Raw genomic sequence first — 15,521 nt, 5'->3', positions numbered from 1 at the left:
GTCGTGCTCCTCAGAAAATGGAAAGGTCGAGTGGCTCGCCGGCCAGGTGCCTGCCGACGGATTCGGCGGCGGGTACCCGGCCGGGCGGGTGGAAGGCCAGGGCCCGGGCGGCGGACAGCAGATAGGCGGGGTCCGGGCCGGTGACGAAGGCGAGTCCGCCGAGCAGCCGGGCGAGCCGGGAGCACAGCTCGGGCAGCCGCTCCTCCACGTGCAGCCGGGCCAGCAGCGCGGCGGCCATGGCCTGCTCGGCGGAGGCGCCCGCGTCGAAGGTCCCGGCCGCGGCGGCGCAGGCGGCCCGGCAGGCGTACAGATCGGCGGCGGCCTCCCCCAGAGCCCGGCGATCGGCGCGCGGGGCGTGGGCGGCCCGGTCGAACAGCGCCTGGGCGGTGCCCAGATACGTACCGCAGGCAAGGATCTCGAACCAGATCCAGGCCCGGGTCTGGAGCTCGTCCATGCCGCGCTCCGGGTGCCCGCCGGGCAGCAGCATCACGGCGGGCACCCGCACGTCGTCGAGGACGATCTCCTCGCTCTCGGCCGCGGCCAGCACGGGACTGTTCCAGAACGGCCGGACCTGGATGCCGTCCAGACCGGCGGGGATGACCGCCAGGGCGACCGTGCCGTCCCGCTCGTCCTCGGAGCACACCCGGACACTGGTGGTGAGGATGTCCATGGAACGGGCCAGACTGCAGGGCTTCTTGGCGCCGCTCAGCAGGAACTCCTCCCCTCCCGCGACGGCGGTGGCGGTGGTCCGGGGCACCAGGGCGTCGTCGCCGCGACGGGCCTCGGACGAGGCCGAGGCGAGCAGCCGGCGGTCGCGGGCGACGGCGGCCAGCAGCGACCACTGGGGCGCGTCGTCACCCACATGGACGCGCAGGTACTCCACGAAGGAGACAACCGCCAGGTGGTGCATCATCGTGCCCACGCCGAGCGAGGGAGAGCGGGTCGCGAGCGCGGACTGCACCCGCAGCGCCTGACCGCAGTCCAGGCCCAGGCCGCCGTGGCGGGCGGGGATCAGCAGCCCGGGGCCGCCCGCTTCACGGAACAGGGGCAGTACCGGACTGGTGGACGACTCCAGCTCGGCCAACGGGTACTCGGCCAGCCGACCGAGCAGACCGGGCAGCCGCTCCTCGGTGAACGCGGCGTCGGCCGCGGTCAGTCCGGTCCATCGTGGTGCTTTCTCAGGCATCGCGCCGCTCCTCCTCGGTGGTCAGGTGGTCCCGCACCCAGCGGGCGAGCCGCCGTGGGGTGTCATGGGTCCGGAAGACATCGACCGGCACCACCACACCGAGCGAATCCCGGATGCGGCGACGCAGATCGATCGTGGTCAGCGAGTCCAGCCCCAGTTCCCGGAAGGACCGGTCGCCCTCCTCGGCCGCCCGGCCGAGCGGGAGCTGGAGCACCTCGGTGACCCGGGCCAGCACGGCCGCCTCGGCGTCCGCCGCCTCCGCGCCCGCAGCCTCCGTGTCTGCCGGGGCTGACGCTGCGGCGGGTGGCGGCGGGGGGACCGGCCGGGCGGGGGCCGGGGTGTCCGTCCGGATCCAGTACCGCCGGTGCCGGAAGGGCGTGGGCGGCAGGTCGGCGGCCTCCTCGTTCCCCGCGCCGTCCCCGGAATCCGCTCCCGGCGCCCCGGACAACGCGCCGTCCCAGCGCACCGGGACGCCCTGGGTCCAGGCCTGGCCGAGCCGGGCGAGGAAGTCGCGGTAGCCGCCCTGGTCACGGCGGAGGCTGCCGACGACGGGCGCGGGCCGCTCCCCACGGCCGTCCAGCACCGCGGTGATCGGCGCGGTGAGCACCTCGTGCGGGCTGACCTCGACGAACGCGGCGGGGCGGGTGTCGCTGATGGCGGCCACCGCGTCCGCGAAGCGGACCGTACCGCGCAGGTTCTCGTACCAGTACCCCGCGTCCACCTCGGTACCGGTGAGCCAGTCGGCCCGGGTGGTGGAGAAGAACGGGACGCTCGCCGGGCGCGGCACGATCCCGGCGAGCCCCTCGGTCAGCGCACGGGCCACCGGCTCCACCATCGCGGAGTGCGAGGCGTAGTCGACGGCGACCGCGACCGTGCGGATCCCGGCGCGCCGGCAGTGCTCGGCCAGCTCCGCGACGGCCTGCGGCGGTCCGGAGACCACGGTGCTGCCCGGGCCGTTGCAGACGGCGACCTCCACGGAGGCGTCACGGCGCCCGGCCAGCAGCCGTCTGGTGTCGTCCTCGTCCAGGCCGAGCACGGTCATGGCGCCGGTACCCGCCAGGGAGGAAAGCAGCCGCGCCCGGGTGGCGACCACGGCAGCCGCGTCCTCAAGGGACAGAGCCCCGGCCGCGTAGGCCGCCGCCGCCTCCCCCTGGGAGTGGCCGAGCACCAGGTCCGGCTCCACTCCGCCGTTCCGCCACAGGGCGGTGAGCCCGGCCATCATCGTGAACAGCGCCACCTGGACGCCCTCCAGGGAGTCCGTGACACCGGCCGGCTCCTCCCCGGCGAGCAGACGCACGACGGAGAAGCCCACATGGGGAGCGAAGGCGTCCGCGCAGCGGTCCACTTCGCGGGCGAAGGCCGGGGCCTCCCGCAGCAACCGCCGGCCCATCCCGGGCCACTGGGACCCCTGGCCGGGGTAGACGAAGGCCACGGCGTACTCGCCGTGCGCGGTGCCGCGCGACACTCCCTCCAGAGGCGCCCCGGTCCGTGCCGCCTCCAGACCGGCGAGCAGCCCGGCGCGGTCGTGCGCGACGACGGCGGCCCGGTGCGGCAGCGCGGCCCGGCGGGTGGCCAGGGTACGGGCGGCCTCCGGCAGCCCCGGGCCGGGCTCGGCCAGGGCCCCGCGCAGCCGGCCCAGCTGGGTTTCGAGCGCCTCCCGGCAGGCGGCGGAGACGACGAACGGCAGAGAGGCCGGGGACGGGCCGGTTCCCGGCGGGAGTTCCGGATTCTGGGCCGGGACCGGGTCCGGGTCCGGGGCCGCGACCGAGCCCGGGACCGAGCCCGCGCTCGTGCTCGGACCCGGGGCCGTGCCCGTGACAGCGTCCGAGCCCGGGTCCGGGCTCGTGCTCGAACCTGTGCCCGTACCCGTGACAGTGCCCGTGCCCGGACCCGGATCCTCAAGAATGAGGTGGGCGTTGGTGCCGCTCATGCCGAACGAAGAGACGGCGGCCCGGCGGGTGCGGCCCCCTCGCGGCCACGGGACCGGCTCGGTGAGCACACGTACGGCGTCGGACGGCCAGTCCACCTTGGGCGTCGGCTCGGTGCCGCGCAGAGTCGGCGGCAGTTCGGCGTGGCGGAGCGCTTCGACGACCGTGATGACCCCGCCGATTCCCGCGGCGGCCTGGGTGTGCCCGGTCAGCGCCTTGAGGGAGCCGATACGGAGGGGGCCCGGGGCGTCGTCCGGGTCGGCCCGGCCGGTGCCGTAGCTGTCGATCAGTGCCTGCGCCTCGACGGCGTCGCCCAGCACGGTTCCCGTGCCGTGCGCCTCCACGGCGTCGATGTCCGAGGGGCGCAGCCCGGCGTCGGCCAGCGCCCGTTCGATGACCCGCCGCTGCGCGGTGCCGCTGGGTGCCGTCAGGCCGTTGCTGGCCCCGTCCTGGTTGACGGCGCTGCCCGCGACGACGGCCAGCACCGGCAGGCCCCGGCGGCGCGCCTCGGAGCGGCGGGTCACCACCACCACACCGGCCCCTTCGCTCCACACCGTGCCGTCGGCGTCGGCGGAGAAGGGGCGGCAGCGGCCGTCCGCGGACAGTCCGCCCAGCCGCTGGAAGTCCCGGTACATCCTGGGGGTGGACATCACCGTGATCCCGCCGGCCAGGGCGATGCCGCACTCTCCCTGCAACAGCGAGCGCACCGCGAGATGCAGGGCGACCAGGGAGGAGGAACAGGCGGTGTCGACGGTCAGCGCCGGTCCGGTCAGGCCCAGGTGGTAGGCGACGCGCCCGGAGAGGACCGCGCTGGAGGTGCCGGTCAGTTCGTGTCCGCCGAGCTCGTCACCGGCCTCGTGGGCGGCCTGCGCGTAGTCGCCCGCCATGGCCCCGAGGAATACCGCCGTCTCGGTGCCGCGCAGGGAGCGGGGATCGATCCCGGCCCGCTCCAGCGACTCCCAGCACAGTTCGAGCATGATGCGTTGCTGCGGGTCCATGGCGCGGGCCTCGCGCGGTGAGATGCCGAAGAACGGGGCGTCGAACCCCGCCACGTCGGCCAGGAATCCACCGGACCGCACCTGTATCCGCTCGTCGGACCAGTGCTGCCCCCGGTCCTCGGGGAAGCCCCCGACGGCGTAAGGCCCGGAGGACGCCAGCCGCCACAGTTCCTCGGGGGAGGACACCGCGCCGGGATAGCGGCAGGCCGCCGCCGCGACGACCACCGGATCGTGCTCCGGCCCGGAGCCGCCGGAGTGCCGCACCGGTCGCGCGGGGGCCGGGAGGCGCGGCGGTCCGCCGGGGCGCTGCCGGAGGAGGGCCGCGATGTGCTCGGCCAGCGCCCGGGGAGTGGGGTGGTCGTAGACGAGCGACGCGGCGAGGTTCAGACCGGTGCGCGAGGCCAGTTCGGCGCGCAGCTCCAGGCCGCCGACCGAGGTCGCTCCCAGGTCGGCGAGCGGGGTGTCGGCCGACCGGACGTGGGCGTCGGCGATGTCCAGCACCTCGGCGATCGCCGTACGCACCAGGGCCAGCGGGTCCCGCAGCGCCTCCGCCGCCTGCTCCGGGGCCCCGGCCGTTCCGCCGGACGGGCGGGGACCGGCCGTGGCCCGCTCACCGGCCCCGTGGTCGCGTCCGGTGAAGCGGTAGGTGGGCAGCGGGGTCCAGCCGGGGCCGTCCAGACCCGGCAGCGCCTGCCACCGGACCGCGTGGCCGTGGGACCGGGCGAGCGTCAGCGCGTCCAGGAAGGCGACGTACTCGGACTCCTCCTCGTGCCCGAAGGAAGCGGCGGCCGGCTCGGGGCCGTCCGCCTCGGCGGCCCTCACCAAGGGGGTGAGCGTGCGGGTGGGGCCGAGTTCCAGGCAGAGCCGGATACCGTCGGCCCGCAGCGTGGCGAGGCCGTCGCCGAAGCGGACGGTGTGGCGGATGTGCCGTACCCAGTAGTCGGCGGTGATCAGGTCCTCGCCCTCGGCGAACCGCCCGCTCAGGTTGGACAGCACCGGTCGCGCCGGTTCGCGGTAGGTGATCGTGGCGGCGGTGGCGCGGAACTCCGCCAGCACCGGATCCATGTGCCGGGAGTGGAAGGCGTGGCGGACCGGCAGAGGCCGGGTGCGGTAGCCACGGGCGCGAAGAGCCTCGGTGCAGGCCAGCACGGCGGTGCGGTCTCCGGAGATGACGGTGGAGGCGGGGCCGTTGAGAGCGGCGATCTCCACCTCGGAGCGCAGGGCGGCGATCGTCTCGCGCACCTGGCTCTCCCCGGCCCGTACCGAGACCATCGCGCCGACGGGCTCGGCCCCGGCCATGGCGGCACCACGCGCGACCACCAGCCGTACGGCGTCGGCCAGTTCGAGGACGCCCGCGACATGGGCGGCGGTGAGCTCTCCGACGGAGTGGCCGCCCAGGACGTCGGCACGGACGCCGAGTTCCTCGGCACAGCCGCTGAGCGCCACCCCGTGGGCGAACAGCGCGATCTGCGTGTAGCGGGTGTCGTGCAGCGGATGGTCCTCCGCCGCTCCGTCGCGGACCCGGGTCAGCTCGCGCAACGGGATGTCGAGCAGCGGGTCGGCGTGTGCCGCCACGGCGTCGAACCGCTCGGAGTAGCCGGGCAGTTCGAGAAGCCCGCTGCCCATGCCGGGCCGTTGGGCGCCCTGTCCGGGGAAGAGGAAGGCGGTACGGGGACGGGGCCCGGCGCCCGTGTGCACGGCGCGCCCCGGGACGCCCCGCGCGATCCGGTCCAGGCGGCCGGTGAGTTCGGCGGCCGAGCGGGCGGTGAAGGAGGCGCGCCGGGACAGCGGGGCGCGCCGGGTGGTGAGGGTGCGGGCCACGGAGGCCAGGGCTCCGGGCCGGTCCAGCAGCTCGCCCTGTGCCCCGGCCCAGTCGCGCAGCGCGGCGGCGGTGGCGTGCAGCGACTCGGGGGAGGCCGCGGACAGGGTTACGGGGACGGCCTCGGGCGCGGGTGTCTCCGCGCCGTCACCCGGGCGCCCGGAGGAGAGATCCCCGGGCACCGGCGGTGCGGCGAGCACCACATGGCAGTTGGTACCGCCCATGCCCAGGGAGCTGACACCGGCGAGGGCTCCCGGCGGCAGCGGCACGGGGGACGTGGGCACGGTGATGCCGTCGTCGGCGAGGCGGCGGGCCAGTGCGCCGCCCCGGTGCCCCGCCGTGCCCGGCACCGATCCCCGGGCGACCACCAGCACCGCCTTGACCAGGCCGAGGAGTCCGGCCGCACCCTCCAGGTGGCCCACGGTGGTCTTGACCGAGCCGACAGCGGGTCCGGGGCCACCGGAGCGGGCGAAGACCTGGCTCAGGGCGTCGGCCTCGGCGCGGTCGCCGACCGGGGTGCCGGTGCCGTGGAGTTCGACGAAGCCGACGGCCGAGGGGTCGGCCCCCGCGGCGGCGCAGGCCCGCCGGATGGTCCGGGCGTGCGCCGCGGGGTCCGGCACCAGCAGGGTGCCGGAGCCGTCGTGGGTGACGGCGCTGCCCCGGAGCACGGCGTGGACGCGGTCCCCGTCGCGCAGCGCGTCGGCGAGGGGGCGCAGCAGGACGGCCGCGCCGCCCTCGCCGCGTACGTAACCGTCGGCGTCGTCCTCGAACAGTGTGGCGCGGCCGGAGGGCGACTGGCCCCCGAACGCGGCGGTGGCGGTGGCGTTCTCGGTGGAGAGGTTGAGGTTGACGGCGGTCACCAGCGCTCCGGCGCAGTCGCCCGCCCGGATGGCCTGCGCGGCGTGGTGGACGGCGACCAGCCCGGAGGACTGGCCGGTGTCGACGACGAGGCTGGGGCCGTGCAGCCCGAAGGCGTGGGAGACCCGGGCGGCGATCATCGAGGGCGCGGTGGCGGCCAGGGTTCCCGGTCCGATGGCGCCGCGGCGGCGGGCGGCGTGTTCCATCGCCCAGTCGGCGCCCATGGAGCCGACGAAGACGCCGAGGCCACGCTCGCGCGGTGCCGAGGGATCCTGGCCGGCGTCCTCCAGGGCGGTCCAGGCCAGCTCCAGGGTCCACCGCTGGTGGGGGTCGACGGCGGCGGCCTCCCGGTCGGACATGCCGAAGAGACGGGCGTCGAAGCGCCCGGCGTCCGGGTGGTAGGAGCCCTGCCCGACCCGCGTGCGCACATCGGCCGGTACTTCCCCGGCCGCGAAGCGGCCTTCGGGCGCGCGGCCGTCGGCACGGCGGCCCTCGGCCAGCAGGTGCCACAGCTCGTCGGGGCTGTCGGCGCCGGGCACCCGGCAGGCGAGGCCGACGACGGCGATGTCCTGGCCGCCCCGCCGCGGGGCGTCTTCTTCCCGGGGGCCCCGCGGCGGGGCCCCCTGCTCGGGGTGTGTCATACCGGCTTGCCGCCCTCCGGCAGGGAGACCTGTGGCCGTGCGGCGGGCGCGGGAGCGTTCCGGGTCTCCGCCAGGACGCGGTCCGACAGCAGCCCCAGGGAGCTCAGATTGGCGAACCCGGGGCCCTGCGCGTAGGCGGCGAGGGTGGGCAGCAGCAGCTTGGGCAGCAGGCCGTCGACGGAGAGGTCCGTGCGGATGTGCCGTTCCAGGGCCTCCGCGGTCTCCGGGGCGTCGCCGACGATCTCCTCGACGGCGGCGCGGGCCCGGTTCCCCAGCAGGTCCAGGAACCAGTCGGGGCGGGCTCCGGTGGCGTCGATGACCACGTCGAAGCGGCACGTGTGCTCCGTACGGCCCGGGTTGTGCAGCGTCAGTTCCACCTGGGCGCCCGCGTGGCGCACGGCGGTGACGGTGCCCTGCTGGTGCAGTACCGCCGCCTCGGTCGCGATGGCTTCGATGGCACGGGGCGAGTACACCCCCCGGTCGGTACGGGCGATGACCTCGCGGCGGTCCCGCTCCGGCAGTTCGCGCCAGCGTTCGGGGCTGGAGTAGAGGGCGTTCTCGAAGAAGCCCTCGCCACGGCTGTAGACCACGGGGTACGGGCTGATCACGGTGGTCCGGCCGGAGTGCTGCCGGATCAGGTCCTCGACGACGGCGGCGGCGGTCTCCCCGCCCCCGACCACGGCGACGCTGGGGTCGACCAGCGTGGTGTCCAGGCCGAGCCGCCAGAACTCCTCGATGCTGCAGACCGCGTCGCTCGCCAGCCGGCCGTCGTGCGGGCCCGGGCCGCTGATCATGACGCGGTCGGCCCACAGGACGGCGGATCCTCCGGTGCTGCCTTCGACCGTGATCTCCCACTGGCCGCCGGAGGTCTCCAGCCCTCGCACCCAGCCGCTGACCAGGGGGAAGTCGATGTTCTCGGCGGCCCACCGCAGATAGGCGGCCCAGTCCGCGTGGCGTGGGCTGGGCCGTCCGGCGTCGACCCAGGCCGCATAGCGGCCGGTGGAGACCAGGAACGCCGTCCAGGAGAACTCCTGCATCCGCGTGTTGACCGCGGCGTCGATCCCGGCGCCGTGCCCCCGGGAGGCGTAGGGGAATCCGAGGTCCTTCTCCGGGCTGGTGGACAGCCGGGGGCGGCCGTTGGTACGGCCGCCGACGGCCGTCCAGTTGGCCCCGACATCGTAGGGTTCGACGACGAGCACGCGAGGCGCGTCCACGCCCAGCTCTCTGAGCACCTGGCTCTTGGCCGCGGTGGCCAGCGCCTTGGGGCCCGCGCCGACGACGCAGATCAGCCCGCGCGTCTCGGGTCTCCCGGCGCCGAAGCGCTGCTCGGCGTCCTGAAGGGACAGCGACTCCATCGGCTCGGTGCTCCAGCTTCCGTACGGTCCCGCCGGGGGCGGGGTTGCGTGGGTGTTGGGGGGTGTCACGGCGGGCATGTCAGGCTCGCTTCCAGTTGCCGAGCAGCGCCTGAAGGGTGTCCTTGTCGAGGCCGGAGACCTCGGTGTCCGGAGCCGGCCCGCCCGGAGCGGCCGCACGGCCGCGGGCGTCGTCGGCCTCGGCGCGCTCGCACGCCTCGGCCAGTTCGGCCACGGTGGGGTTCTCGAAGACCATCTGCGCGGTGACCCGCAGCCCCTTGGCCCGGGCCCGGCTGGCGAGCTGGACGGAGATGATGCTGTCCCCGCCGAGGGCGAAGAAGCCGTCCTCGCGCCCGATGTCCGCCGCGCCGAGCACATCCGCGAAGAGCGCGGCGACGGCCTCCTCGGTGGCGCCGCGCGGGGGCTGCCGGGTACCGGAGGTACGCGGGTCGGGCAGGGGCAGGGCGGGCCGGTTCAGCTTGCCGGAACCCGTCAGCGGCATGGCGTCCAGCACGGTGAGCACCGACGGATGCAGATAGACGGGCAGTTCCCGGGCCAGGTGCGCGCGGACGGAGGCGAGCGCCGCGTCCCGGTCGGCACTCCGGTCGGCCAGGGTGACGTATCCGGCCAGCAGGGTGGAGTCGTTCTCCCGGTGGATACGGGCGGCGGCCAGCGCCACCTCGGGCGCCAGGCGGAGAACGGCCTCGATCTCCCCGAGTTCCAGCCTGATCCCGCGCAGCTTCACCTGGTGGTCGGTGCGGCCGTCGAAGAGCAGCCGGCCGTCCCGGCTCCAGCGGGCCCGGTCCCCGGTGCGGTACAGCAGGGCGCCGGGGACGTCGGCGTAGGGGTCGGGCAGGAAGCGGGCGGCGGACAGGCCGGGACGCTTCCAGTAGCCGCGGGCCAGCTGGTGGCCCGCGGCGTACACCTCGCCGGGCACCCCGGGCGGGCAGAGGTTGAGGTGGCGGTCCAGGACCAGCACCCGGGCACCGGCCACGGGGGTGCCCAGATGCAGCCCGTGACGGTGCATCGGCCCCCGCACGACGCCGCCGCTCAGCTCGGTGGCACCGTAGTTGTTGACGATCTCCGCGTCCGGTGCGACCGCCCGCAGCTGTCGCAGCAGGGGTACGGTCATGGGCTCGCCGCTGCTGATCCAGCGGGGCACCGAGCGGACCGCCTCCGGGGAGACGCCGATCAGCGCGTTGATGGCGGTGGGGACCGCGGTGACCTGCCCGATCGGGTTGTTCTCGATCAGGCCGGTCAGGCTGCCCACGTCACGGGCCTCGGCCTCGTCGGCGACGATCAGCCGGGCCCCGGCGATCAGCCCGGCGAGGATCTCGCAGCCGCCGTCGTGGAAGCTCAGCCAGCCCTGGCAGAGCCGGACGTCGGGCTCCGCCACCGGGTAGTGCACGGGCTGCCAGGTCAGCCGGGCGGCGTAGGCCCGCTGGGTGCCGATCACGCCCTTGGGCACACCGGTGGACCCGGAGGTGTAGAGGAAGTACGAGATGTTCTCGCCCCGGGCCCGGCGGGACACCTCCTCGGGCAGCCGTTCGCCGGGCTGCGCGGCGAGTTCGGCAACCGCCTCGGCACCGTCCAGCGCGATCAGCGGCGTCGCACAGGTGCCGGGCAGACCGGCCAGGGCGTCGGAGCGCGTGAGTACGGCGACGGGGGCGGCGTCGCCGATCATGTACTCCAGTCGTTCGGCCGGGAGCCGCAGGTCCAGCGGCAGGTACGCGGCTCCGGTCTTCACGACCGCGAGCAGCGCGACCACCATGTCGATGGAGCGGGGTACGGCGATGGCGACGAAGCGGTCCGGTCCCGCGCCGCGCGCCAGCAGCAGCCGGGCCAGCCGGTCGCTGCGCCGGTGGAGTTCGGCGTAGCCGATGGTGCGGCCCGCGCACTCCACAGCGGTCCGCTCGGCGGCGCCGGGCAGGTCGAGTGCGGCCCTGGACCGCTCGATGAGCTCGGGCAGGGTCTCGGCGCGTTCGGGAACCGCCTCGGGCCCGCGACTCCACTCGTCCAGGATCAGCCGCCGCTCCGCTTCGGTGACCAGCTCCAGGGTGTGCAGCCGGCGTCCGGGCTCCCGGCCCATGGTCCGCAGCACCAGGCCCAGCCGGTCGGCCAGCTGCCGCACGGTGGCCTCGTCGTAGAGGTCGCGCCGGTAGATCAGCTCTCCGGTCCAGCCGCCGGACTGCCCGCTGGGCTCGAAGTTGACGGAGAGGTCGTACTTGGCGGTGGTGGTGTGCTGGGGCAGGGAGCGCCAGCGCAGTCCCCCGGCCGCCCGGGTCAGGTCCTCCTCGTCCCGCAGCTGGACCAGCACCTGGAAGAGCGGGTTGACGCTCAGCGAACGCTCGGCCCCGGCGGCTTCGACCATCCGCTCGAAGGGCAGCTCGGCGTGGTGGTAGGCGTCCACGGCACGTGCCCTGGTGCGGCGCACGATCTCCTCCAGGGTCGGGTCCCCGGTGAGGTCGTTGCGTATCACCAGCAGGTTGACGAAGAGTCCGACGGCCTCGGTCACCGCCTCGTCGGGCCGGTTGGCGACGGGGGTGCCGAGCGGCACGTCGTCGCCTGCGCCGAGCTTGCACAGCAGGGTGGCGACGGCCGCCTGGAGCACGATGAACGGCGTCGCGCCCGTGGCCTCGGCGAGCCGTTCGACGCCCGCGCGGACGTCGGCGTCGAAGGAGAAGGGGACGACGCCACCGGCCGGGTCGGGCCGGGCCGGGCGGGGACGGTCCGGGGTTACGGCGGTGTCCTGCGGCAGATCGGCCAGGTAGCCGCGCCAGAACTCCGCCAGCCGGTCGGCCGTGCCGTCCGCCGCGTCCAGCCGCTCCCGCTGCCACAGGGCGTAGTCGGCGTACTGGACGGGCAGCGGGGGCAGGACCGGGGAGCCGCCCCCGCCGCCCAGCCGGGCCGCGTACGCGCGGGTGAGGTCGTCGACGAGCAGGCGTGCCGACACCTCGTCGCACACGATGTGGTGGAGCAGCAGGGAGAGCACATGGTGCTCATCGGACACGCGGAACAGCGCGGCGCGCAGCGGCCGTTCGCGGGTGAGGTCGAAGGGGTGCGCGGCGGTCCCGGCGAGGGCGGACTCCAGCTCTTCGGAGTCCGTCCCGGTCACCGGCAGCTCGACGTGGTGGTCGTCCAGGACCTCCTGCCGGCCGACCCCCTCGTGGTCGGGGAAGACGGTGCGCAGGCTCTCGTGGCGGAGCAGCAGATCACCGAGAGCGCCGCGCAGCGCGTCGGTGTCGACAGGGCCGACGAGGTCCAGGGCGATGGGCACGTTGTAGGTGGTGCTGTCCGTCTCGACCCGGTCCACGAACCAGATGCGCTGCTGGGCGAAGGACAGGGGGACGGTCTCCGGGCGGTTCCGGGCGGTCAGCGGCGGAGCGGAGCCGGAGTCCCGGTCGCCCCCGGCGCCCTCGCGGACCAGCCGGGCGAGCCCCGCGGGGGTGGAGCGGGTGAAGGCGTCCCGTACGGAGACGACGGTGCCGTAACTGTGGCGGATCCGCGACAGCAGGCGGGTGAGCAGCAGCGAGTGGCCGCCCAGTTCGAAGAAGGAGGTGTCGGCGCCGACCCGGCGTCCGCCGACCGTCGGCGCTCCCTCGCCCGCCGACTCGCCCGACGGCTCGGCGGCCGGTTCACCGGCCGGTGCCAGGAGTTCGGCGAAGAGCGCGGCGATCTCGCGCTCCAGGGCGTCGTCGAGAGGGCGGAAGGCGGCGGTCTCCTCGGGCGGCGCCTCGGGCAGCGCGCGGCGGTCGGTCTTCCCGGCCGGGGTCAGCGGCAGCTTCTCCAGTACGACGAAGGAGCCGGGCACCATATGTGCGGGGAGCGCGGTGGCCAGCCGGGCGCGCAGCTCCGGCAGGTCGATCTCCTGGCCTTCCGCCGGGGTGAGGTAGGCCACCAGCCCGGTTCCGGTCTCCGCCTGTTCCCGGGCGACGACGACGGCCTGCTCCACGCCGTTCTGGGCGCGCAGCGCCACCTCGATCTCGCCCGGTTCCACCCGGAAGCCGCGGATCTTGACCTGGTCGTCCGCCCGGCCGGCGAACTCCAGCTCACCGTCCGCGCCGAAGCGAGCCAGGTCCCCGGTGCGGTAGAGCCGGTGGCCGGGGGTGAGCGGGCTGGGCACGAAGCGCTCGGCGGTGAGCGCCGGGCGGCCCAGGTAGCCACGGGCCAGCGAGCTGCCCTCAAGGTAGAGCTCTCCCGTCTCGCCGGGCGGGGTGAGGCCGAGCGCGGAGTCCAGGAGCAGTGCGGTGTTCCCCCATTTGGGCCGCCCGATGGGGACCGTGCGATGCCCCTGCGGGCCCTCGACGCGGTAGCCGGTGACGGACTGGGTGGTCTCCGTGGGGCCGTAGTAGTTGCCGAGGGTGAGCCTGCCGCCGTTGCCGAACCGGGCGCGTACCCGGTCGGCCAGCTCGCCGGGCAGCGCCTCGCCGCCGACCGGCAGCCAGCGCAGCGAGGCCAGCGGCTTGTCCGGCGCCGCCGCCGCGAGGTAGTTCAGGAAGGACGGCACGGCGTGGACGACGGTGGCCCGCAGAGCGTCCACCTCGGCGAAGAGCAGGTCGAGGTCGGTCTCGGCGCCGGTCCGGGGCACCAGCACTTCGCCGCCGACGCACAGCGGGCCCAGCAGCTCACCGAGGGAGACGTCGAAGGCGGGCGAGGCCAGCTGGAGCCAGCGGACCCTCTCGCCTTCGTCGTGGGTGTCCCGGAAGTGGCCGGTCAGCCACTCCAGATGGTCACCGAGGGCGGCGTGGGTGGTGCCCACTCCCTTGGGCGCGCCGGTCGACCCCGAGGTGTAGATGACGTACGCCAGGTTCTGCGGGCGCAGCGGGCGCACCCGGTCGCGGTCGGTCAGCTCGCCCCGGCCCGAGAACGGTTCCAGCTCGGTGTGCCAGGCGGGGGAGTCGACGACGGTCCGCGGGACGGCGTTCGCGGGTACCCGGTCGTCGGTGGCGGCGCTGGTGAACAGGTGGCGGGGGGCCGCCTCGGCCAGCAGGCGTGCCAGGCGGTCGGCCGGGTGGGCGACGTCGAGGGGCAGCAGTGCCGCACCGGACTTCAGGACCCCGAGCGCGATGACGGCGCTGTCGGCGGTGCGTCCCAGGGCGCAGGCGACCAGGTCCTCGGGGCCGATGCCCCGGGCGGCGATCCAGCGGCCGACGGCTGCCGCGCGGTCGTTCAGTTCGCGGTAGGTCAGTGTGGACCCGGCCGTGCGCAGCGCGACCGCGTCCGGTCGGGCGGCGGCCTGCGCTTCGATCCGGTCGATCGCGGAGCGCCAGGGCCCGATGAACGCCGGGGAGGTTCCCCGGCCCAGAAGCAGTTCGCGTTCCTTCTCGGTGACCAGCGGGAGCTCGGTGACGGGGGTCTCGGGGTCCAGCAGGGCTGCTCGCAGCACCCGGAGGGAGGTCTGTGCGAGGGAGCTGATCCGGCCGTCGGGGAAAGCGTCCTCCAGGTATTCGAAGCGCAGCACCCAGCGGCCGTCCGGGTCGCGGCGGACCATCACGGACAGGGGGACCTGGCCGATTCCGCCGCGCGCCGCACGGGCCTCGACCGTCACGCCGGGCAGGGCCAGATGGACTCCGGCGTCCTCGATGCCGAAGCTGACTTCGACCGGCCGGGGCCGTCCGGCGGCGCCCAGCAGCCGTACCGCTTCGCTGTAGGGAAGGTCCTGGTGCTGGAGGGCGTCGGTGACGGTGCGTCCGGTGCGTTCCGTGAGCCCGCCCAGGCCGTGGCCGGCGGGGATGTCGAGGGGGAGCAGCACGACGTTGCCGAAGTAGCCGAGGGAGCGGGCGCACAGCTCGCTGTCCCGCTGTGTCACGGGGGTCCCGATCACGGCCCGGTCGTTGCCCGTGTGGCGGCGCAGTCCCGCGGCGAAGGCGGTGAGCAGGACGACGAAGGGGGTGGTGGAACGCTGCCGGGCAAGCTCCTCGACCACCTTGGACAGGGACGCGTCCAGGGCCGCTTCGTGGGAGCGGCAGACGCCGGTGTGGTCCTGGGCCACGGCGCTGCCGAGCCCGGTGGCCGGGTCCGCGTCCGCCAGGGCCTTCGCCCAGTGCCGGCGCAGGGCGGGCAGCGCCGCCGTGTGCTCCAGCCGCATGGCGTGGGCGGCCTCCGCGTAGCGGACCGCCGGGGCGAGGGCGTGCCCCTGGTAGGCGGCGGCGAGGTCGTCGAAGAAGATCGCCCAGCAGGCGTCGTCCCAGGCGATGTGGTGGGCGACCAGCAACAGGGTGTGCTGCTCGGGGCCCTCGGCGTAGAGGGTCAGCCGTACCGGGTGCGCGGTCTCCAGGTCGAAGGGGGTGCGCAGTTCGGCGGCGATCAGCGCGTCCAGGTCGCTGCCCCGGGCGTCGGTGACGGTCACCGGCAGGGTGTCGGCCGTCAGGTCGGGGACGGCCAGCAGTTCGCCCGCGTCGCTCAGGGTGTAGCGGGTCCGCAGGATCTCGTGGTGGCCGGCGACCGCGCGGGCGGCGGCGGTCAGGGCGGTGGTGTCGATGGGCCCGCGCAGAGTGAGGGCGGTGCCCACGTTGAGTGCGGCACCGGTGGCGTCGGCGGCGTGCTGGAGCCACAGCCGCTGCTGCGCGGGGCTCGCCGGAGTCTCGGCTCCGGGTGCGAAGGCGATGCGCTCGGGCTCTGCTCCTCCTCCTGCCGCGCCGCCGCTCTCGGCCATGCGCTTGCGCAGCGCCGCCAGTCTGCGTCTGCGGTCGCGCTCCGCCGCAGCGGTGTCCGTCGGGCCCATCGTGCCTCTCCTCAT

4 protein-coding genes are annotated in these 15,521 nt (G+C 75.1%); all 4 read right to left on the bottom strand.

Annotation, left to right across the window (positions count from 1 at the left end; genetic code table 11):
* Positions 1-10 precede the first annotated feature (10 nt).
* On the bottom strand, positions 11-1,186 hold the full coding sequence (locus ACFW9Z_RS31590; protein WP_384646125.1) for an acyl-CoA dehydrogenase family protein: 1,176 nt from the start codon (positions 1,184-1,186) through the stop codon (positions 11-13).
* The gene (locus ACFW9Z_RS31585) at positions 1,179-7,430 is read right to left on the bottom strand and encodes a type I polyketide synthase (protein WP_384646123.1); all 6,252 of its coding nucleotides are present in this window, start codon (positions 7,428-7,430) and stop codon (positions 1,179-1,181) included. Before ACFW9Z_RS31585 ends, ACFW9Z_RS31590 begins: the two co-directional genes overlap by 8 nt.
* Positions 7,427-8,785: a SidA/IucD/PvdA family monooxygenase gene (locus tag ACFW9Z_RS31580; RefSeq protein ID WP_384646121.1), complete on the bottom strand. Its 1,359-nt coding sequence runs from the start codon at positions 8,783-8,785 to the stop codon at positions 7,427-7,429. Before ACFW9Z_RS31580 ends, ACFW9Z_RS31585 begins: the two co-directional genes overlap by 4 nt.
* 79 nt (positions 8,786-8,864) lie before the next feature.
* Entirely contained in the window at positions 8,865-15,506 is a 6,642-nt protein-coding gene (locus tag ACFW9Z_RS31575; RefSeq protein WP_384646119.1) for an amino acid adenylation domain-containing protein, read from the bottom strand.
* Between the last annotated feature and the right edge of the window lie 15 nt (positions 15,507-15,521).

The organism is Streptomyces sp. NPDC059452 (assembly GCF_042750035.1).
Lineage (GTDB): Bacteria > Actinomycetota > Actinomycetes > Streptomycetales > Streptomycetaceae > Streptomyces.
Note: the sequence above shows the minus strand (reverse complement) of the source record. Positions and strands in the feature narration are given on the sequence as shown.